This window comes from Bacteroides sp. AM54-2NS (genome assembly GCF_003602935.1).
In the GTDB taxonomy this organism is placed as follows: domain Bacteria; phylum Bacteroidota; class Bacteroidia; order Bacteroidales; family Bacteroidaceae; genus Bacteroides; species Bacteroides xylanisolvens.
Window position 1 is genome coordinate 21,087 of record NZ_QTMZ01000020.1, and the last position, 21,798, is coordinate 42,884.

Below are 21,798 nucleotides of genomic sequence, written 5' to 3' on the forward strand. Positions count from 1 at the left end.
CCAACTTATAGTTCCATAATCTTTCATTTATCAATTGCCGATTGATAAATGAAAAAACTCCGTTCTACCGGTTCGGCAGTCTGTACTTCTCCTGCCAATCCATATTGCCATGCCACCACAGTCACTTTCAACGGGAACTTACTGCGTGGGGGAATTCGAGTAAATACCAACTTGTTTCCCTCTATTTCTGCCGGTCCTTCTTTCACGTAGTAATATACGGGTAGCCCGCAATCGGAAGTTGCATGTAAAGAGATAGTTTCCGTGCCTTTCTTCACATCGTCAAGGCCCGGAAAAAGAATATGCTGGCGTTTACCTTCCGTATTGCGATAGGGAATCCGGAAACTAAGTTCCTGAACTGTGCTTTTATAGTGCTTGTCACCGTCATTACCGGCTAGAAGGCAAATATCTCCCGTACGACGCTTATTGTACATCCCCATACGGTAGAAACGGACAGTAAAGGTTGTGTCGTTCACTTTCTGAACCGGGCCACAGATACGGGTTATTTCAGGAGAAGTGAGCGAATGTTCGTCAGAAATTGCAGTATGCAAGCTATCCGTATATACAGCTTTCAGATGAAAAGTCAATCCGTCTTTTTCCGGCAGGAAACGGGCGGCAACTTTCACATGGGATTTGGGATTATATGTGAGTAATTGCCCCTTTTGTACGAAACCTAAGTATTGTGGTTTCTTCCCTCTTTCCCGGCGATAGCGTTCTTCCGTCATTTCAGCCATTTCCTTATCGAAATACCAGAATGCATCGTGCGAGTCTCCTTTATACTCTTTATAAGGAGCAGCTTTTGCACGTTTCTTCTGATTCGGATGCCACCTTTCGGCAAGCCAGCCATTCTGCGGATTCAGCTTCTTCAATTCCACAGGCTTATCCAAATCATACGTTGCGGGCATACGATATTCCAGTGCTTTCTTTAAGAACAACGCAATATAACCAGCGGTGCGGTCGGCTATATCGAAATGTCCTCGTCCTGTGTCGCAAAGGAAAGAGACGCAACTTTTAGGATACATCATACGGAATGCCAAAGCCGGATTTACACGGTCTTCCCACCATTCGTATTCGCCTTCAATCATCAATCCAGGGATGCCGTCAATCGTACGTTTCCCCCACTCCATATTGTCACGACCATATCCGGTAAGGTTAGTGCGCGGCGCATCTCCATGTAAAGAGATAATGGCTAATGTGCGGTCGGGATTCCATGCTGCGAAGTTCCACGGATAGGTAGCCATTGCCGAATGTCCTAAAGGGACAATAGGCGCATATTTCAATTCACTATAGCCGCTGACATTCGCAAAATCCTCCATCATCTTTTCAAAGGCTTCCTGACATCCGGTAGTTATATCCCATCTTTGATCCCATCCAGGGGTAATCCATATCAGTGCTATACCCGTTTCTGATAATCTTTCACGAAATAGAGAATTTTCAAACAAAGTCTCCTCTGTCATATTATGATTGCCTATTATCACAGCTTTCACTTGAGTACAATCGGAAGGTATCCACAAGAATGCTTGCGGATGATCGTTCGTTTCGTTGGAAATAATACCTGGCAGCTGTACAGACCACTGCCATTCGGCTGCCATATTGCTGGGTAACAGAATAACGGACATTATTCCAAACACCAAAAATCGAAGTAGTTTCATGTTTAATTCATTTATCATTGTTTTATATAATACGTAGCAGGAAGAAAGTATACTCAACCGAAAAATACAAAAAACTATTATTATAGGAAGCCTTTCACTGACTATTCCATAAAAACGTTGTATCTTTATTCTCAATTTAAGAAAGGAGTGATATGGATTTACGTACAGCAAATGTAACAAGATATATTCTTCCCTTGCGGGAAGGAGGGTCATTGCCGGCTTTGGCTGAAGCGGATGATGAATTTAAATATGTCGTAAAATTCAGAGGAGCAGGACATGGGACTAAAGCCCTTATTGCCGAATTGATAGGGGGAGAAATAGCCCGTACACTGGGATTCAGAGTTCCGGAGATTATATTTTTGAATCTGGATGAGGCTTTCGGGCGGACAGAAGCGGATGAAGAAATACAGGATTTACTGCAATGGAGCCGTGGGTTGAACATGGGTCTGCATTTCCTGTCCGGTTCATTGACGTTCGACCCTGTTGTGCATAAGGTGGACGGTAAAACTGCTTCGCAAATTGTATGGCTGGATGCGTTATTGACCAATGTAGACCGTACAATCAAGAATACGAATATGCTGATGTGGCATAAAGAATTGTGGTTAATCGATCATGGAGCTTCCCTTTATTTCCATCATTCGTGGACGAATTGGCAGAAACACGCACTTAGTCCGTTCGTACAAATAAAAGATCATGTACTATTGCCGTTTGCCGATCAGCTGGAAGAAGTAGACGCAACATTCAAACAACTACTTACCGATGACAAGATACGAGAGATAGTCAATGCCGTCCCTGACGACTGGCTGAACTGGACGGAAGGACAGAAAACTCCGCAAGACTTGAGAGATGTTTATATTCAATTTTTAGAAGAAAGGATCAAGCATTCCGAAATATTTGTAAATGAAGCGCAAAATGCAAGAAAGGCACTTATATGAATACGCAGTTATCCGTTTCGTTCCTAAAGTAGAACGTGAGGAATTTATTAATGTAGGTATTGTACTGTTTTCCAAACGGTGCAAATATCTAAAGTCTCTTTATACAATAGATGAAAACAAACTGAAACTGTTTTCTTCCGAATTGGACATCAACTGTCTGATAGAAGGGCTGAAAGTCTTCGACAAGATTTGTCAGGGAAATAAAGAAGGAGGAGTTATTGCCAATATGGACATTCCGGACCGCTTCCGGTGGCTGACTGCGGTAAAAAGCTCCTGTATTCAAGTATCCCGTCCTCATCCGGGATTCTCTACAGATTTAGATAATACTTTAGAAAGGTTGTTCAAGGAATTAGTTCTTTAATTCCTTGAATAACCTTTCCACTCAATGAATGAGAAAACTCTCCTCTTCTCTCATTACGACCCGGAAATGGTGAAGTGGTTGATTAATTATAGCAAATAATACCTCACTATATTTTTCAGGCACGGATTACACGGATTTCACGGTTTTAGAAATGATGGTTGCATAAAGCAACAGTGTAATCTGCGTTATCCGTGCCTAAAAAGAAACATAAACTTGCCTACTTAAGCGGAGTGAAATGCAATGCGGCTCCGCCACTTGCTTTTAGCTTCAAAACAAGCTTATCTCCGGCTTCTATCTTCTTATGAGTACTGCGTACTTTCGTTCGTGTATTCAGCTTGTCATCATCTTCGTACAGGTGAAGCATATACTTCTTACCTGATTCCAGAAAATCCGTAGTCAATGTAATTGTGCGGGCTTCCGTATTCGTCATTGCTCCTACAAACCAGTCATTCCCCGAACGACGTGCCTGAACGATATATTCACCAATCTCCCCATCTAACGCGCGGCTGTCATCCCATACACTCGGAATTGCTTTCCAAAATTCCAGTTCTTCTTCTCCCTGGTAGAATTCCGGTCTGTCATACCAAAACATAAATTGCAAAGGACTGTAATACACAGCTGCCATCGCCAACTGATGTGCTTTCGTATTCTTCACCCGGTTATTGAAATAACAAAGCGTATAGTCTCCTGCACCTGCCAGATAGCGGGTAAAAGGGAGAGTCGTATTGTGTGTGGCATCCGGCATTTCTTCATTTCCACGAATACCTTCCTGCGTCATCAGGTTAGGATAAGTACGGCTGAAACCTGTCGGACGATATTCGTCATGAATATCTACCATCAGACCATATTCTCCACATTTACGAACTGCATCATGCAGCCAAGTACTCCAACGCTGATTACCTATCTGTACAAAACCGAACTTGATACCTTTCAATCCCCATTTTTTATACAAAGGCAACAGAGTATCCAACTGCTGCACTAATGCACGCTGATTGACATACACCATAAGTCCGATTCCTTTCGATTCGGCATATTTACACAAAGCGGGTATATCAAGGTCTTTATCAGGAGAAACAGTAGTAGCGTCCGAACTCATTTTCATCTCTGGTCCGTACCAGCCTGCATCCATATGCACATACTGAATACCACGTTCTGCCGCAAAGTCAATGGCTGCTTTTACTCTATCTTGTTTCAAGTCGCCCGAACGGAATACTTTCCCGGGTTTAATCCAAGAAGTATCAGCCAGTTTGCAAGCCGGATTCAGATTCAAGACAATATCATTGTTATTAATTAAATCGACCGGACGTTCGCCAACCATGATTACACGCCACGGAGTACTGTAAGGAGAAATAATATCGGCACTACTATACAGGCTTGTCTCCAAAGTGGAAGGTTTCTCTGCCGATAAACGGAATTTACCACGAACATAATCCACCATTTCCGCTTCCAACAAAGCTACAGATAATCCATCAGGCAGTTTCAAAGTCAAAGGACGCTCACTCTCCTCTTTGCCCCATCCTTCCAACGGACGAAGTTCATAAGGTCCTTGCGCCCAACGTTCATAATACGCCATCGTTCCTTTAGGCATTGTGAAGCTAGTCTGCTCACCGACGATATGCAAGAAAAGCCCGTTTGTCATTTCCGGAAATGATAGCGGAAAGCAACTCCTTCATTATAGGCGCGAACTATGATATTCATAAAGTAATTCTTACGCTTATCATAACCACCGTCCTGATTGCCATTTCCTTCTCCCTTCTTGAGTTTCAAAGTCATCTCATTGTAGCAATCACGTACTTCCGCACGTTCGCCATATACAGGCTTCCATCTCTCGTCCGTCTTTTGATGTTCAGTCTCTGTCAACTTCAGATTCTCACACCAAAAATGACAAGTATCATTCGGTATACCCAACGCCAATTCAAATAACTGATTTTCAATCAGAACACCCAGTTTACTTTCTTCAATCACCGGACGATTCTTATAAGTCAAGGTATAATACATTTGTGCATTATCCTCTCCCACCGCACGTTGATAAAAGGTAAAACGATAAGCTCCATCAGGAGACGTCAGTTCCTGACGGGTTTCTGTCATCACATCTTGCGCTTTTACCAATGCCGGTATCACCAACAACAAAAGCAAAATTCTTTTCTTCATTCTATTTACGTTCATGTTTATTCCTTTTCTATTATATACGAACGAGAAAGAAATTATACTCAAATGTTTATTGCCTGAAAAGCTTATTCCATCTGTTCCCTATATAAAGTCGGTGTCATTCCTGTCACCCTTTTAAAGATACGGTTAAAATGTACAGGTGATTCAAATCCGCAAGTAGCACTGATTTGAGATATATTCATCATACTACTATTCAATAGTTTACAAGCATATCCGATACGCATATCAAGTACATACTCTTTAAATGTCTTTCCTGTGTTTTCTTTAAAGTATCGGCAGAAAGCAGCAGGGTTCATCGCTGTATAAGAAGCAATTTCATCCAGACCGATAGACTCGGTATAATGTTTATTCAAATAGGCAATCACCTTTTCCATTCTTTCATTACGCATAATAGAAGGGGACGGAGTATAATGAGAAGTAGTCAGATATTTCTTATGATTACTGGTAGCCATCATCTGTAGAAGTGAAAGCAACAGGATGATTTGATCTGCTCCTTTGGCAGAAGGAATTTGTTCCAATAACTTAATGATTTTCCCCGAACGGGTAATTGTGAATTTAATTCCTCTGCAAGCATCCTCCAATAAATTCCTGATAGGAATAAACTGGGAGTATTGAGAAATTGAATAATGCATAAAATCTTTCTCAAACTGAATATTGACTCCTCTTACTTTCGGTTCGGATTTTTCTTCGTTATCAGATTCTTCCCCGCCGTCCGGTGGACTTTGCATACTATGAGGCAGTTCGGAACCGAAAAGAATCAAATCACCTTTTGAATAGGAGATAATGCTGTCACCCACCAGACAATCCCCCTCTCCCTTCTCCACATAAATAATTTCATACTCACTATGAAAATGCCACGGATACGTGAAACGTGGATATTCATAAAAGCGGGCACGGACGGGATTGGAAGTCGTAATAGTCAACTTCTCATTCATTATCTTCTTCATAAATCTCCTTTCTAAACTGCTTTTGCAAAGATAGGTAAATATCTTGCAAAAATACGCATCATAGCATGTATAAAAAACCGCTATTTTTGCATCCATTCATAAAAACATTTGATAGAAACCATGAACGAATTATTTAGTATTGCCGGTAAAGTTGCTGTTATTACTGGAGCAGGTGGTGTACTGGGCGGAAATATTGCCCAACACTTTGTACAGCAGGGAGCAAAAGTTGTAGCTATTGACATTCGTCAGGAGCAACTGGACAACCGTGTGGCTGAACTTAAGCAATACGGTAACGATGTAATCGGCATCATCGGTAATGTACTTGACATCGCCAGCCTGGAGAAAGTAGCCGAAGAAGTCGTTGCCAAATGGGGACAGATCGATATTCTATTGAACATCGCCGGTGGAAATATGCCGGGAGCCACTCTCGAACCGGCTCAGCACTTCTATGATATGGACATCTCTTGCTGGGAAAAAGTGACTAACCTGAATATGAACGGTACAGTTTATCCGTCTATGATATTCGGTAAGGTAATGGCAAAACAGAAGAAAGGATGCATCATCAATGTATCTTCTATGGCTGCTTATAGTGCTATCACCCGTGTACCGGGTTACTCGGCCGCTAAAACGGCAGTAGCCAACTTCACCCAATGGCTGGCAAGCGAAATGGCACTGAAATACGGTGATGGTATCCGTGTAAATGCTATCGCTCCGGGATTCTTTATCGGTGACCAAAACCGTCGTGTACTTATCAACCCGGATGGTTCATTGACCGACAGAAGTAAAAAGGTATTAGCCAAAACTCCGATGAATCGTTTCGGCGATATCAAAGAATTGAACGGTGCTGTACAATTCCTGTGCAGTGAAGCCGCTAGTTTCGTAACGGGAGCTATGTTGCCTATCGATGGTGGTTTCAGTGCATTCAGCGGCGTTTAATATTTAATCTTTTAATTTATTCAAACGTTATGATGGAAAAAACATGGAGATGGTTCGGCAAGAAAGATAAAATCACCTTGCCAATGCTCCGTCAGATAGGTGTTGAAGGAATCGTCACTGCATTACACGAGGTACCAAACGGAGAGATTTGGACAGTAGAAGCCATCAACGATTTAAAATCGTATATTGAATCGTATGGGTTGCGCTGGTCGGTCGTGGAAAGCCTTCCGGTTTGTGAGGCAATCAAGTATGCGGGTACGGAACGTGAACAGTTGATCGAAAATTATAAAGTAAGTCTTGCCAACCTGGGTAAATGCGGAGTGAAAACAGTCTGTTACAACTTCATGCCGGTAATCGACTGGATACGTACGGATTTACAGTACCCTTGGCCGGACGGTACCAGTTCGCTTTACTACGACCGTATTCGTTTCGCTTACTTCGACATCAAAATACTGGAACGTGAAGGAGCTGAAAAAGACTATACAGAAGAAGAACTGCATAAAGTTGCCGAACTGGACAAAGTGATTACAGATACCGAAAAGGACAATTTGATTGATACTATTATCGTCAAGACACAAGGATTTGTGAACGGTAATATCAAAGAAGGAGATAAAAACCCGGTTGCTATATTCAAACGTCTGTTAGGTTTATATAAAGACATAGACCGGGATGCTTTACGAGAGAATATGTGTTACTTCCTTTCAGCAATTATGCCTGTATGCGATGAATATGGTATCAATATGTGCGTACACCCGGATGATCCTCCATTCCAGGTTCTCGGCCTACCCCGTATTGTCACCAATGAAGAAGATATAGCCTGGTTTCTGAATGCCGTAGACAATCCGCATAATGGGCTGACTTTCTGTGCAGGTTCTCTTAGCGCAGGCGCACATAATGATACTCGTGAATTGGCAAAGAAGTTTGCAGGAAGAACCCATTTCGTTCATCTACGCAGTACAGAGGCCATGCCGGGTGGAAACTTCATCGAAAGTTCTCATCTATCAGGAAGAGGACATCTGATTGATCTCATTCGTATTTTTGAAAATGAGAATCCGGGACTTCCCATGCGCGTAGATCATGGACGAATGATGCTCGGAGATGAGGATAAAGGCTACAATGCCGGTTATTCTTTCCACGGACGTATGCTGGCTTTAGCACAAGTAGAAGGAATGATGACTGTGGTGGATGATGAGAAACAACATAAGATAGAGTTTTAATCTTATTTTTCATCAATATACTTTGAAATACAGGAAAGGAGCTTTACTTTTGTGAAGAAATAAAAAAGAAGAATATTATGAAAGCAAAAATGACGAAGCTCTGTCTACTATTTATTCTATTATGCTCCCTTCCCGTATTTTATTCATGCAGCGACGAAGCTGACGTTTTTTACCTATATGAATATTGGGAAGTGATGCTCGACCCGGAACCTCCCATTAGTGAAACCAGTTTACCAATTACAGGAGGTACAAAGTTGGGAATTAAGGGTGGCATAGCTCCCTATACTGCTGAAATAGCCGATGGGCAAATAGCAACAGCTTATATAGACGAAAACAATGATATTCAAATCAGCTCTATAAAACTGGGCAGCACGTCATTGATGGTAAAAGACGCTGATGGGAGAATCATAAAAATAGGGCTAAAGGTCGTCAACGGCAAACAATCTTTTTCAGTGAATTCTGTGGAAGCAAGAATCACAGGAATAGATGAAAGTCTGTTGGATGAACAACAAAAAGAAAAACTAGAAGCGGTCATAAAAAAGATAAAGGATGAAGCGGGTATACAAGCTACAGGAGGAATAGCTTTCTCTTATGACCAAAAAAGTAGTGGTAAAGTGACAATTGTTACTAGTAAAGATAATGCTCCGAAAATAGAAGGAAGCTTCTCCCGCTCCACATCAGAGTCAGGCACTACATTCCAAATTACAATCAATGGTAAAGAGTATGACTGCAAATTTAAACTTCCCGAACGTCCCGATACTTCAAAGAGTATCACCACACGAGACCTTGGCCCGATTCCTTATTGGTTAGTGGAAGATGTGACTGAAGATTATAAATCAGATGTGACCGACCTATTCGGAATAAATGCCACCTCCCTGAAAATAGAACGCATTTATATAGGTTCATTCACTCCTTTACGATAAGTTTATTCCTCTTTCTATAAAATAGATGCGGCAAAAAGCACGAAAAACTGTTTTTTGTCGCATCTTTCATCTTTTAGTTATTAGCTACTTTATCCGTATCTTCTCTACAAAATCTTTTTTATCTATATTCAATTCTTCCAAAGAAGTGATCCGCCTACCGTTCAACACAATGTTTTCGAACAAAATATTCTCAATCTTCCTATTTTTATCATAACCTTCTATTAAAGAAGAATTGATATATTTCCCGGTACATGAAATATTACGGAATGTTATGTTCTTGACACCTCTGCCGGGAGCTGTATTGTATTTTTGGTTATACATCACCCGAAGATGAAATAACTGTCCTTCCTGAATATGTTCCACACGAATGTCCTCAAAAGTAATGTTTTGTGCTAGGTTGTGATCCCCTACATTGATAGTCATACAGCCTTGGTAATCACGATCATCCTCATCATGCTCCAATATATCAATATTCCTGAATACTATATCTTCCAAAACTTCATCTCCCGTTTCCGTATTTCCATGTGTACCGATATTGATAGGATGCGCAATATCTGCCCATAGAGTAGAATTAAGTACATGAATATTGCGACAGTCGCCATAATAATTCCAACGATGCGTATAAAGAGCTATACAATCATCCGAATTACGAAGAAACACATCATCAATCATCACATCCGAGCAGGACATAAAATCCAGCCCATCACTCCAACCCTGATAGCTGAATGATTTCAGATTTTTGATAGTAATTCCGGTAGATTGTCCCCCAGAGACAGTATAATGCCGTGGATTTACCACCGTAACTCCATCAATCAGTACATTCCGGGAGTAGGTAACCGAAATTCCCTGTTGCGGTTCAAGCAACATGCCATGTCCCAATATTTTCACATTCTCTACACTGTCGCAAGTGAGACAACCTTTCAAAACGGCACCACCTTCTAAATAAACCGTCGTATTACTGGGAATACGGAAGCATTTTCCAGCCGTATCAGTCGGTTCATGTATTCCAGCTTCAAAATAAATCACGTTCGGATCATTCTTATCCGGCACATTTTTGATGATAGGATTGGCAAATACATGCAAATTATTCAGGCGATCTCCATTAAACTCGACCGACAACTTTTGTGGTTTATCTATCGTAAACAATAAAAAGTTACCATCAATCTCCGGTTGGATACCTTTGGATAAAGGACGCACCACTGCCGAACGGATCTCCCCATTGTTCTTTTGTACCAATACTTCCACTTTCCCTGAAAAGTCGAACTGAACCATCGTGGCATCGGACTTCGTATCCATATCCACCTTTACGTTATACTCATAAAGGTCTACCCAGTCTTTTTCTCCCACTTGCCGTACTTTTACCGTATAGTCATCATTGTGACGGGCATAATAGATGCCTTGAGGTACCGGATAGATGACTATTTCTGCTTGTATGACTCCTGTGGTCATTACAAGTAAAAATGTGAGCGCTATTCTTATTAGTTTATTCATTTCAAGTTTTTACTAATACCGTTAATGTCCTGGAATTCACCACAGATTGAAACAAATAATCCATCCACACTGGCATATCCGAATCTGTGGCGAAGTCTAACACATTTTATTCATTTTATCTTGCATACATCAGCGTACCGAGCCCAAGTACGTCATAGCCACCGGAGTTAGCGTCATAATACCCACCTCCTCCTTCTATTCCTACATATTCCGTAGCTATCTTAGTATATTTGAGATTATCATCCGAGATGTCTTTTACCCCTTTGTAATGATAGTAAGGCAACGCCATATTGCACGTTTGATCCATTTACCGCCACCAAGTGTTGTTTGCTCTTCCGGAATCGGATATCCCCATTGACTCTGTTTTTGCCATATATAAGTAGTATATGGTACAGTCTCATTAGTGTAATTACAACAAGCAGCATATTCACAAGCCCGCATGAACAGATTGTCATCATAAGCAAAGAAATCGTCTCCCTGACTCCATGCCAACTGACAAATAATTCCCATCAATCCGACACACATCAACGTGTGTCCTTGGTCACGTCCACTTTCCTGCCATTGAGCAAAGTTATAGTCCGGTGCATAATCGTGATAGATAGCACGACGTAAACGTCCGTTTGTATCACCTGTCTGCAAATGGCCGATACCTTCATTATAAATATCACGACGATCGGTTACAATGCCGATAGCCATTTTAGCTGCAATATTACAAAGACACCAGTTAGCCCAATAGTGTAACGGATTGGTATCGTGATGACGTTTCAAAAAATCATCATTAGCAGGATAGAACACTTTAAGCAACCAATTCTGGAATGCTGCGAAGTCCGCACGATCCCATCCTTCATAATCCCTTAATAATTCACCGGCAATAGCAAATTCATAACCATAAAGTCCTGCAGCAAGCGATAAATTCGTATTACCTGTTACACCTACACAAGTCTGTACCCACTTATTCAGATTCTCCACCGCTTTTGCTGCATATTCATCATCTTGTTCAATCTTCCAACGAAGCGCCTGCTGATATGCAATAGTGGCCCCTCTGGCTGCATTCATATAATTTTCATCACCGGAAACTCCACGTTTAATCCATTCCGTAGGATAAGTATCTGCCGTCTTCTGCGAAAACTGACTTTCTACTAATAATTGATAAGCGCTAACCCAAGGCTCTTCTCCGGCAGCTTTTTTATCCCGGATACGCTGAAAGTCTTCCTCTGTATGCAACCCTTCATGCAGCATGGGTTCCGTTGACGGCTTAAGTTCAACCTGTTCCAAATTTACGTTATTATCAGGAAGAGGAATTTTATTCAAATCAGTTTCCACATTGACACCCGGAAGGTCAATGCCGTCCCCACATCCTACTAAAAACAGGGTAGCAAATACTGCGGTTATATAATATATCTTTTTCATCATATTTTTGGTTTAATGGTACACCGTATCTACCATTGATTACGGTGCACCCAATTATAGTTTATTGCTCTACTAACTCTAATTTGAAATTATCTATCTTAGCCCGTCCTTGTTTTACTGTAATCGTACATACAAAACCAATGACAACATCGGTAGGCTCTTCAACAGAAATATCAACTACTACATCACCCGTACGTGAAATAGAAGCGTTTGCCAGACTCTTACTTGGTATATCACTCGTATTTGCCATCTCGTTACCTTTACAAACCGCAACATAACCGGTAAAACCTCTGCCGTCATATTCATAAACGTGTGCCGTCAACTTATATTTTCCTTTTTGAAGATGAGAAGTCTGATATACCTTACCATCATTTTTAGGATTGTCAAATCCCCAATCTGTTTGTAAAGCCAAACCTGCATCACTTCCATCACCATATTTCGTTTTAAATGCCAAATCAACAGCAGCACCTCCTTCACCAGCAGTCAAGTTAGAGTTCTGAACTATCCAATAAGCAGCTTTTGCCCACTCTCCTTTTTTATGGAATCCTTTATCCCCACCTTCTTTTACATATTCAAAAGGCTGTTTATAGTTCATGAGTACATATTGAGAAATATCTCCATCCACCGGCAGAGGTTGTAACATATCACTCTCTACGGGTTGTGCAATACCTTCAAACACCATTGTTACTTTTCCACCATTGAAACCCTGCGGAACCGTTACAGTAATAGAAGTCGTAGTAATCTCTTTAACCGTAACGGGTACGGATATTCCCTCAAAAGTAACTGTAACAGAATTCTTATCCGTTCCAAAACCCTTTCCTGTAAATGTTATTTCCTGTCCGGCTTTTACTAATGTACCATAAGGATAAATATACGGTGTTTCAACAGAAGTGATTTCTGGAGTTTCCCAAACCTCAAATGTGCCCGATTCGCCCATCTCTATTTCCTTACCCTGAATTATCAGTTTAATCTTCACCGGAGCTTCAGATGAAACTCCTTTGGGAACATTCACTACGATATTACCTTTATCATTCAGTGTCACTTTATCACAAACTGTTTCTCCGAAAAAGACCTGAATATTTTCAGCTTTCGTACCAAAGTTCTGACCAATGATCGTTACTTCCGCATTAATATATCCGGCTTTCGTTGAAATGCTTGTTACTGTCGGCATCGGTAATACCGTATATTTCAACTGTGTCCCGATAGTTTCAAACGGAGTAATGACAGTAATTGTATAATCTCCGGCTTCCAACGAAGCAGGTACAGTGAGTGGAATACTCTTATCCATCAAATTATCTGTATCTATTACAGCTTCTACAGGTTCTCCGCCAGCTTTAGAGAAAATTACTTTCAAAGGCTCCAACCCTTCAACAGACTTATCCAGCAATTCTTGCACAAGATTGGTTCCTGTTATTGCAAATTTACTGCCAGCAAAACCTGATGGAACCGGTTCGTCTTCCTTAGGAATATCAAGCGTTGCATGCTTCAACACAGTGAAAGGATAAGAAGTCAAATCAATCGTTTGTTCTGCCATAATAAGTGTCATAACTCCACTGACAGCTGTCTCGGGAATTTTGGCCGTAAATTCGGTATCAGTAGGTGTACCCACAATCTCTGCCTTGTCTGTAGAAGTCCCGAAAGTCAAAGTATACAGTGTTTTAGAAGAAACAAATTCTTGTCCTTCGAAAACAATACTGGCACCCGGAAAACCATAAGAAGGTTTCACTACGCTGACACCCGGCTTACCAAGTACACGATAAACTAGATCAGTCTCCACACGTTGCCCGAAAACCTCAACGGTTATCTTTCCGTTTGTTGCCGATTCCGGCACTTTCGCAAGGATAGCATCATCGGCACAGGAGACTACTACTGCCTCCTGGGAACCGATAAACACTTTTACATCTTCAGTTCTGATTCCAAAATCATCACCATTAATGGTAAATTCATTCCCAACATATCCTTCGACGGGTTCTATCTTTGTTACGGTCGCCACAGGATCAGTGTAACTCATTGGAACAATTTCTTCATTGTCCTCGTCACAAGCAGCTAATGCGAAAAACGAGAGAAAAACGGGAAACAGATAGCTATATATTTTCTTCATAATCTTAATTATATTATCACGATGAATTACTCTTTTTTCTTTTTCCACATTATTCAAGAATCAATTTCAATTCTGTCACCTTAAAGTATGAATTACCCTTTGCCAGTGAAGTCAGGAATCCAATAACAACGTCCGTTGTCTCCGTTACTTCAAATGAAGGTGTAACCAACGTACCCGAATCATTCGCTGTTCCCATTTTATCATAGGCCACATAAACTCCATTTAATTGCTCAAGATCAGCGACATTCGGTATATCACTTTCACTATCTCCTTTGGCTATCAATACGGAAATAAAGTTCCCCGCATCAGTAACTACCAATGTATATGCATAAGTGACTTCCAGTCTGTATTTACCAGGACGGAGCGTAGCAACCTGCCACATTTTCCCATTCGTATAAGCTTCTTTATCCCATCCATTCTGGAATGCTAACGTTAAGCCTTCTTCTGATTTATATTGCATTCCGGAAACAGTCGTATTGCCTTTTGCATTGAACGATGCTGCATTTTGATTCCACACTGCCGGAGTCCACCATTCACCGTTCTTCCAACTTTCATCATTTGCCTTGGCAAACGGCTGCTTATAGTTTTGAAGATAAAGCACTGTCACATCACCCTTCGAGTTAGGATTGAACATTGCACCACCTGTCATTGTATATCCGTGAATAGTCACAGTCACACTACCTGTCTGATAATCAGCAGGAGTTGTCGCAACAATAGTAGACTCATCCACCAGCTCAAATTCGGCCGGCGTTCCATTGAAACTAACAGAAATATCGGATGGATCCGTACCAAAGTTTTCACCTGTTATAGTGACCTTGTCTCCCGTATCGGCTACCCCTTCACCGTCTTCACTATCAGAAGTCACTGTAATGACACGTGGCGTAGGCAGTACTGTATAATGACCGATATTCTCCACCTTTTTATTATAAATCTGTAAAGACAGATTGCCTGTTACTGCAGTTTCCGGCACTTCCACTACCAAACGGTTATTTTTGCAATCGAGTACTTTATTGGATTGGGCTTCACCGAAGAAAACTTTCACTGCTTCAGCACGGTCACCAAAATTGGTTCCCATAATAACTACCTGTGTAGTGACATATCCGTCCGTAGGATAAATGCTCTCCACTACTGGTACAGGATAATCATAAACTCTATACTTGGGGTCTTGCTCACAACCGGAGAAAAGTGCGGAAACACAAGCAAGTATTGCCAAGTGAAATGTATATTTGAATAAAAACTTCATATAACCTATGGTATTATACGTTAAACGATTGAATGATTAATATCCTGGATTTTGTACCAGATTTGAATTCAGGTTGATTTGATTTCTTGGAATCGCCCACAAATAATCTCCCTTAGTAAATGCGCAGTCGGATGATTTGAGGAGTACTACACAAGGTAATTTGCCTTTACCTGTTTCCACTTCTTCCGTCCCCTTCGTAAAGATAGCCGGATTGAAAGCACTGGTAGCATTCCCGTTTTCGTCTATAAATGCCGTCGGATAGCTGGCATTACCTACTACCGCACCGCAACGAGACTCATTCAAATTCTTCTCCGCAATACCCCAACGTTTCAGATCGTCACAACGGAAACCTTCCATATAGAGTTCCAAAGCACGTTCACGGCGGATCTCATCCAACATTACCTGATTGACTGTCTTACTCGCATTTGCCGGCACTCCTTCCTGAATTCGCTTTGCCAATGCATTTGTTAGGTTAGCAATTCCCGCACGGGCACGGATTTTATTTATCGACTTATTCAACTGGTCATCTGATATTTCACCATAGCGTTCCATCACAGCTTCGGCATAGTTCAAGTATACTTCTGCCAACCGAAGTACCGGATAATTGGCCGATTCATCTTTACTTTGGCGTTGAATATCGGTAATAGCAAACTTGGAAACACCATACCCACAGTTCTCAACTGTCAGGCTCGTAGCATATGAACCTATATAAGAAGTCAAACGGAAATCCCGATTCTGAAATTCGTCCCCCGGATTTTTATATCCCTGGAACTTATCAGACATGCTGATCGGAAGCCCGTCAGTGCATAAAAACATATCAATCAATTTCCGGCTGGGACGCATATCCGTATAAATCACCTGATTCAAATCTACCTGTCCTTTACGCGTTTCCTGACTATATACAGAAGCGATGATAAATTCCTTGTTCGTCGCTCTTCCGGCACCGGCAGGATTACTGGCTTCTTCTTCAATATTAAACAGGTAACGATTGCTCATATTTCTCATAGCTGCAACATTGTTATAATTCCAAAGGGAATAAGCAGCATCTCCCATCACTGTTTCGGATAATTGAACGGATTCTTCCAGAAAAGCATTTACCTGATCGGAAGCCGGACCGGCAGAACCTTCAAAATCAGTAGAAGTGCCATTGTACTTACGCCAGGTAGCTTCATAAAGTAACACGCGAGCCTTAAATGCCTGTGCAGCCTGTTTGCTGATTTTACCTTTGTCGGCAGAGGTTATATTCTGTTCCAACGGCAACCCTGCAATAGCCTCATCCAAATCGGAAAGAATCAAGTTGACAACCTCATAACGGCTGTTACGTTTTCCATATAACTCCGGTGAAGTCACGTCGAGAACTTTCGTAACGACAGGCACTCCACCAAAAAACTTCAATAAGTAAAAATAGTTATAGGCACGGAAAAAATGACCTTCGGCTAATTCTTTTTTAATATCCGCTAAATTACCTGTATAGGAAGAAACTGCTCTTTCAAACATGTGATTAGTGGCACGAATATTACCATAGCAATTACCCCAACGGCTATCGTCATTAGGAACTCCCATCACACCGGTCCCCACACCATACGAATATCTGAAACAAGTAGAAAGATCGGATGCCGCATCCATGTGATCGAATATACTTCCATAGGAAGACTGCCATCCCAATAATTGCCCGTAAAGCCCGTTAGCATATTCACGGAAATGCTCCGGAGTTTTGAAATAAATCACATCTGTCTTGGCATCCAGTGGTTCCAAGTCAAGGAACGTATTCACGCATGAAGAAAATCCCAATGCGCAGGTGCAAATTAATATATAGTTCGTTATCTTTTTCATATCTTCTATTCTGTATTTAATTTTCCATAGCTACTATAAAGTGATGTTCAGACCGAACGACCAAGTACGTGCAAACGGGTATCCACTGTTGTTGGAGGCTGCTCCCATTTCCGGGTCGAAACCGTCTCGAATACTGGTAGCTTCCCATAAATCATTACCAGAGAAGTAAACACGCACTTTTTCCAGTTTCACCTTGCGCGTCCATATCTGCGGCAATGTGTAGCCGACTATTAATGTTTTCAAACGGATATAGCGGTTATTCTGCATCATAAAGTCGTTATTCTGATAATTCCAGCGTGCGAGATTCGCATTGGTAGTCAAGCGAGGGAATTCAGCATTCGGATTGCTCTCTGTCCATGTCTTTCCCAAATATGTCGGGTTCTGATTGGCAGTACGTGTTTGAAAAGGATAAGCCATCCAGTCATTACGGATAACATACTGCTTGCCGACACCTTGGAACATTGCGTTCACATCAATACCTTTCCATGATCCTCCCAGTGTGAAACCGAAAACAAAATGTGGATTGGAGTCACCGAGATATTGCAAATCGCTATTTTCATTCCCTGCACCGGAAATCTTATAATCACCATTCAAATCCAAACGTTTGGTATCACCCGGACGCAACCGGCTTGCACTTCCTGCTCCTACACCAGTCAGATCTTCTTTACCCTCTCCATAGAGTGCATAATAGCGGTCTACTTCTGCCTGATCTTTAAAGTAACCATCTGTACGATAAAGGAAGTACGAATTCAAAGGATACCCATTCACGGCTGCATTCCAACCAGCCCCATAAGAATCTGCTCCTTCCATCTCTTTCAACAGACTCTTTGTATCACCAATATTAAAGTTGGCATAGTAAGAAAAGTCTTTAATCTGATCGCGCCATCCAATAGTGAACTCCCAACCTTTTACATTCAAATGACCACTATTCGTTTTAGGAGCTTTACCTCCTAAAACACCCGGATATGTGACATTTACCAACATACCGGTATTATCTTTTATAAAATAATCGAATGTAGCTTTCAAACGATTATCGAAAAAGTTAAGATCGATACCAAAGTTTTTCTGTGAAACTTTCTCCCAAGTACGGTCATAAGAAATTAAACCGCCAAAACCTGAAGATACTTGATTAGCAGGTATAGTTCCAAAACCGGCTGTTCCAAGAGAGACAGTAGACACATAATCGTAATCACCCAGCCCGACATCATTACCCGAACTACCGTAACTTAAACGCAACTTACCAAAAGAAAGAACAGGTTTTAAAAATTCTACAAATTGTTCTTCCGAGAACGCCCAGCCCAAAGAAACGGAACCGAAGCTCTTAAAACGATAACCGGGAGCAAACTTGGAATTTCCGTCACGACGCCCCATCAATTCAACCATATATTTTTCCGCATAGTTATAATTCAAACGGGCAATATATGAATAGGTACCATTATGAGTCTTTCCTCCACCGTTACCCTGTGTACCCGTAGCCAAATTCAAATCGTAAATTCCGGCATCCTCAAACTTCTCACGGGCGGTAACGACTTTTTTATTTACCCACTTCTCGGCACTGATACCGAACATAGCATCTATATTATGTACTTCGGCAAATGTACGCTTATATTTCAATAACCCTGAATAGTACTGATACCGGGCATTATTTGCCTGTACCAAATATCCCGGCTGATGAGAATCTTTAAAGTTCATCACATCTTGCGGAGTACTAAGGGTTTGTGTTGTTTCATATACTAACTTCGCCGTCTGCTCGCCGAACCAATTGTAACACTGTACCGGAAGCGAATAGCGTTCTCTACGGTATTCCTCATTTTGAAAGGAAGCAGTACCCTCGAAAGTGATTCCTTTCCAAATATCCACCAATGCTTTGAAATCGACACGGGTAGTCAGTTTTTCCCTCTCGTCACGTCCTCCATCTGTTGTAGCTGCCGCCGCATTGCGGTCGCCCACATTACCAAAGTTGGCATACCATTGTCCATAGGGATTCTTAGCCGGAAAAAACGGAGCATCATTTCCGTAAAGTGTACGGTCGATACCATGTGTCGGTGTTTCAGTATTTGTTTTAATCATACTTGCCGAAGTTTCCAATTTGAACCAATCAGTCAATTTGATTCCATAATTCAAACGCAAGTTCAACTGTTTCTGCCCGTCATAGGCAGTGGCCAAATTGGCTTGATTATCAGCATAAGCCAAAGAAATACGGTAATCAGATTTATCCGTAGAACCTGCTACACTCAAATTATGCTGATAAGAATAACGACGGGCAAACAATTCATCCAAGCGATTGGCATTGCCCACAAACATTGTACCCCAATCGGCTACAGTCGACTCGTAAATTCCTTCAATGCCTTGAGCCATCTTTTTCAGGTTTTCTTCTCCCCAGCCCCACCAGTCATGTTCCGGCATTTCTTTATTGGCTTCCAACCACATGGTGGCATATTCCTGCATACTGGGAGAAAAAGCCATAATACCATTGGTAGTGAAACGCATATTGAAGCCATAATCTACCGTTGTCTTGCCTTTACCTTTTTTGGTAGTTACCAATATAACACCATTAGCTGCTTTTGCACCGTAAATGGAAGCTGAACCGTCTTTCAATACACTAATATTCTCAATATCATCCGAATTTAGATTTTGAAATGACTCTGAATTCAATACGGGTACTCCATCCACAATAATCAACGGACTACCGCCATTGACAGATGTCAAACCACGAATCTGAAAATTTAATCCTTCATTACCCGGACGTGAAGAAGAACGAGTGACCACCAATCCCGGAGTAGCTCCTTGCAAAGCAGCACCGACATTGGTAATGGCACGACTTTCCAATACCTGGCTACCAATTTGTTCTACCGCCCCTGTCAACGTCGCTTTTTTCTGCGTACCATAACCTACTACCACCACTTCGTCCAATGCATTATTATCTTCTTTCAACACAACCTTGAAATCTGACCGCCCATTCAAATTGACAATCTGATCTGCATACCCGATATAAGTAATTCTAATTTGTTTTGCATCCGCAGGAACATTCAGCGCGAACCGACCGTCAATATCGGTAATTACCCCTGCATTGCTTCCTACGACCACCACATTACAACCAATCAGCGGTTCACCATTCGCGTCCGTAACAAGTCCTTTGATGGTACGCCCTGCCTGGGCTACCATCAAACTCTCTTCTACAGAATCATTTGCATAGAGCAATACACCGGGCGAACCACCCAGCAGCATGGCGAAAGCCAATGCGACTCCTTTTGAACATAAGAATTTGGATTTAATTTCCATAATACTATTAAATTGTTAAAGTTAATATGTGTTTTTCCGAATCTGGTATCTAACCGACTTTGGAGAATTCATTTTTCAAATAAGTACGAACCGTTTTACGAGCCAGTAATAATTGACATTCTACTGTACGGGGAGATAAGGACAGCTTTCCTGCAATGGCAGGACAAGAGAGTTCATGATTGAAACTAAGTTCATAAATCTGACGGCGTTTGACAGGAAGAGTTTCCATTACCTGGTCGTGCATCTTCTTTAGTTCACGAAAATGAATGGTATCTTCTGTGGTATTCCGACTGGTGTCTTCCATCCTATTATATACGTAGGCGACGAAATCTTCCTGCTTATAATAACGACGTATCTTGTCCGTTACGATATTGCGGGCGATGGTGAAGAGCAAAGACCAGACAGTGTCTTTATTCACGAATGCCCTGTGTTCCCATAAGCGGACAAAGACATCCTGTGCCAGATCTTCCGCTTCGTGCGGATGGCAAATGCGGATAGCGATATAATTTTTGATATACTCCCTATATTTAAGGTAGCATTCGGAGAAGAAGTCGTCAAATGTAGTCTGCTGTTTATTCATGGCATTAAATTTATCCGTTTAACGATGATACAAAAGTAGGAACAAGTTTCAAATTCAAATATCACAAAAGTAACAGATAACAAAACTATCGTAACAAGCGTGTATTTTTGCAAAAACTTCCCATTTCATCGGGATAAATCTAACCGTCACACCAATAAAAAAGGGGAGGTCGTTACATTTGACGACTCCCCTGTTCTTATATTTGCATGGATGAAAGCTTTCATCCGGAAGGATTCATTATTTATTTTCCTGTGATGCCTGGAAATCCGGTATACGTTTTACGTTCGCACCTTTCATCACACCTCTTTTGATCGCTTCATTCGTATCGGTGATTTCTTTCTTCACACGTTTATAGTATTCTTTTGTCAGTCCTTTCTCTACTGCTTCCGATTCTGTTACGGCCCAAAGATACTGATAATCCATCAACATCAAATCCGGTGCCACTATTTTAAAGAAAACACTATCATTTGCAAATTTTTCACGTAAGTCTCCCAAATAGATGGTATCTGCAGGATTTACCTCCTTAACATTTGCATTATTTTTTGAACTGCTACCTCCGCAAGAGGATAACATCAAACCTCCTACCAATGAAATTAAAACTAATACTTTCATATCAACATATATTATAAAATAAAACTTCTTCTGCCCCAATGTGAACAAGAACTTACAATTATCTCACTTATTCAGCGCAAATGTAATAATTAAACTACAAACACAGGCA

Annotated in this window: 14 protein-coding genes and 2 pseudogenes; 5 read left to right on the plus strand and 11 right to left on the minus strand. The window is 41.3% G+C overall.

What is annotated here, in order from left to right; translation table 11 throughout:
- Nucleotides 1-23: 23 nt before the first annotated feature.
- Nucleotides 24-1,649, minus strand: a complete 1,626-nt coding sequence (locus DXA05_RS13685; protein WP_120067450.1) for a hypothetical protein — start codon at nucleotides 1,647-1,649, stop codon at nucleotides 24-26.
- 152 nt (nucleotides 1,650-1,801) lie between these two features.
- Here DXA05_RS13685 and DXA05_RS13690 point away from each other — a divergent pair, with 152 nt between their 5' ends.
- Together DXA05_RS13690 and DXA05_RS13695 are read left to right on the plus strand one after the other, a co-directional pair.
- The gene (locus tag DXA05_RS13690) at nucleotides 1,802-2,584 is read left to right on the plus strand and encodes a HipA family kinase (protein WP_120067416.1); all 783 of its coding nucleotides are present in this window, start codon (nucleotides 1,802-1,804) and stop codon (nucleotides 2,582-2,584) included.
- The gene (locus DXA05_RS13695; RefSeq protein ID WP_004316036.1) at nucleotides 2,562-2,945 is read left to right on the plus strand and encodes a DUF3037 domain-containing protein; all 384 of its coding nucleotides are present in this window, start codon (nucleotides 2,562-2,564) and stop codon (nucleotides 2,943-2,945) included. The genes DXA05_RS13690 and DXA05_RS13695 overlap by 23 nt, the downstream gene beginning before the upstream one ends.
- 217 nt (nucleotides 2,946-3,162) lie before the next feature.
- Here DXA05_RS13695 and DXA05_RS13700 read toward each other — a convergent pair.
- Together DXA05_RS13700 and DXA05_RS13705 are read right to left on the minus strand one after the other, a co-directional pair.
- Nucleotides 3,163-5,111: pseudogene (locus DXA05_RS13700) on the minus strand (glycoside hydrolase family 97 catalytic domain-containing protein).
- 68 nt (nucleotides 5,112-5,179) lie between these two features.
- Nucleotides 5,180-6,061 carry an AraC family transcriptional regulator gene (locus DXA05_RS13705; RefSeq protein ID WP_115484093.1) on the minus strand — a complete coding sequence of 294 codons (882 nt, stop codon included), beginning with the start codon at nucleotides 6,059-6,061 and terminating at the stop codon, nucleotides 5,180-5,182.
- Between the two features lie 120 nt (nucleotides 6,062-6,181).
- On the opposite strand from DXA05_RS13705, the gene DXA05_RS13710 reads away from it, so the two are divergent.
- The 3 genes from DXA05_RS13710 (at nucleotide 6,182) to DXA05_RS13720 (ending at nucleotide 9,137) form a co-directional block, all read left to right on the plus strand.
- Nucleotides 6,182-6,997: an SDR family oxidoreductase gene (locus DXA05_RS13710; RefSeq protein ID WP_128859270.1), complete on the plus strand. Its 816-nt coding sequence runs from the start codon at nucleotides 6,182-6,184 to the stop codon at nucleotides 6,995-6,997.
- Between the two features lie 29 nt (nucleotides 6,998-7,026).
- The gene (gene uxuA, locus DXA05_RS13715) at nucleotides 7,027-8,214 is read left to right on the plus strand and encodes a mannonate dehydratase (protein ID WP_004316041.1); all 1,188 of its coding nucleotides are present in this window, start codon (nucleotides 7,027-7,029) and stop codon (nucleotides 8,212-8,214) included.
- A 77-nt stretch (nucleotides 8,215-8,291) separates the two neighbouring features.
- Nucleotides 8,292-9,137, plus strand: coding sequence for a hypothetical protein (locus DXA05_RS13720; protein ID WP_008997763.1), 846 nt, complete (start codon nucleotides 8,292-8,294; stop codon nucleotides 9,135-9,137).
- 84 nt (nucleotides 9,138-9,221) lie between these two features.
- Here DXA05_RS13720 and DXA05_RS13725 read toward each other — a convergent pair whose 3' ends face one another.
- From DXA05_RS13725 to DXA05_RS13760, 8 genes and pseudogenes are all read right to left on the minus strand, one after another.
- The gene (locus DXA05_RS13725; RefSeq protein ID WP_128859271.1) at nucleotides 9,222-10,628 is read right to left on the minus strand and encodes a glycosyl hydrolase family 28 protein; all 1,407 of its coding nucleotides are present in this window, start codon (nucleotides 10,626-10,628) and stop codon (nucleotides 9,222-9,224) included.
- Nucleotides 10,629-10,743: 115 nt separating this feature from the next.
- Nucleotides 10,744-12,041: pseudogene (locus DXA05_RS13730) on the minus strand (alginate lyase family protein).
- Nucleotides 12,042-12,099: 58 nt separating this feature from the next.
- Nucleotides 12,100-14,139 (minus strand): IPT/TIG domain-containing protein, encoded by a 2,040-nt coding sequence (locus tag DXA05_RS13735; RefSeq protein WP_128859272.1) that lies wholly within the window; start codon nucleotides 14,137-14,139, stop codon nucleotides 12,100-12,102.
- 49 nt (nucleotides 14,140-14,188) lie between these two features.
- Entirely contained in the window at nucleotides 14,189-15,382 is a 1,194-nt protein-coding gene (locus DXA05_RS13740; RefSeq protein WP_128859273.1) for a DUF5013 domain-containing protein, read from the minus strand.
- A 36-nt stretch (nucleotides 15,383-15,418) separates the two neighbouring features.
- On the minus strand, nucleotides 15,419-17,215 hold the full coding sequence (locus DXA05_RS13745; RefSeq protein WP_128859274.1) for a RagB/SusD family nutrient uptake outer membrane protein: 1,797 nt from the start codon (nucleotides 17,213-17,215) through the stop codon (nucleotides 15,419-15,421).
- A 33-nt stretch (nucleotides 17,216-17,248) separates the two neighbouring features.
- Nucleotides 17,249-20,497, minus strand: a complete 3,249-nt coding sequence (locus DXA05_RS13750; protein ID WP_128859275.1) for a TonB-dependent receptor — start codon at nucleotides 20,495-20,497, stop codon at nucleotides 17,249-17,251.
- A gap of 49 nt (nucleotides 20,498-20,546) precedes the next feature.
- Nucleotides 20,547-21,077: a sigma-70 family RNA polymerase sigma factor gene (locus tag DXA05_RS13755; protein WP_115484102.1), complete on the minus strand. Its 531-nt coding sequence runs from the start codon at nucleotides 21,075-21,077 to the stop codon at nucleotides 20,547-20,549.
- 237 nt (nucleotides 21,078-21,314) lie between these two features.
- A complete protein-coding gene (locus tag DXA05_RS13760) occupies nucleotides 21,315-21,689 on the minus strand; it encodes a hypothetical protein (RefSeq protein ID WP_004305864.1) in 375 nt (124 codons plus the stop codon).
- Between the last annotated feature and the right edge of the window lie 109 nt (nucleotides 21,690-21,798).

Coding starts and splice junctions, on each gene's coding strand:
- DXA05_RS13685 (WP_120067450.1), bottom strand. CDS start 1,649: ATGAAACTACTTCGATTTTTGGTGTTTGGAATAATGTCCGTTATTCTG.
- DXA05_RS13690 (WP_120067416.1), top strand. CDS start 1,802: ATGGATTTACGTACAGCAAATGTAACAAGATATATTCTTCCCTTGCGG.
- DXA05_RS13695 (WP_004316036.1), top strand. CDS start 2,562: ATGCAAGAAAGGCACTTATATGAATACGCAGTTATCCGTTTCGTTCCT.
- DXA05_RS13705 (WP_115484093.1), bottom strand. CDS start 6,061: ATGAAGAAGATAATGAATGAGAAGTTGACTATTACGACTTCCAATCCC.
- DXA05_RS13710 (WP_128859270.1), top strand. CDS start 6,182: ATGAACGAATTATTTAGTATTGCCGGTAAAGTTGCTGTTATTACTGGA.
- uxuA (WP_004316041.1), top strand. CDS start 7,027: ATGATGGAAAAAACATGGAGATGGTTCGGCAAGAAAGATAAAATCACC.
- DXA05_RS13720 (WP_008997763.1), top strand. CDS start 8,292: ATGAAAGCAAAAATGACGAAGCTCTGTCTACTATTTATTCTATTATGC.
- DXA05_RS13725 (WP_128859271.1), bottom strand. CDS start 10,628: ATGAATAAACTAATAAGAATAGCGCTCACATTTTTACTTGTAATGACC.
- DXA05_RS13735 (WP_128859272.1), bottom strand. CDS start 14,139: ATGAAGAAAATATATAGCTATCTGTTTCCCGTTTTTCTCTCGTTTTTC.
- DXA05_RS13740 (WP_128859273.1), bottom strand. CDS start 15,382: ATGAAGTTTTTATTCAAATATACATTTCACTTGGCAATACTTGCTTGT.
- DXA05_RS13745 (WP_128859274.1), bottom strand. CDS start 17,215: ATGAAAAAGATAACGAACTATATATTAATTTGCACCTGCGCATTGGGA.
- DXA05_RS13750 (WP_128859275.1), bottom strand. CDS start 20,497: ATGGAAATTAAATCCAAATTCTTATGTTCAAAAGGAGTCGCATTGGCT.
- DXA05_RS13755 (WP_115484102.1), bottom strand. CDS start 21,077: ATGAATAAACAGCAGACTACATTTGACGACTTCTTCTCCGAATGCTAC.
- DXA05_RS13760 (WP_004305864.1), bottom strand. CDS start 21,689: ATGAAAGTATTAGTTTTAATTTCATTGGTAGGAGGTTTGATGTTATCC.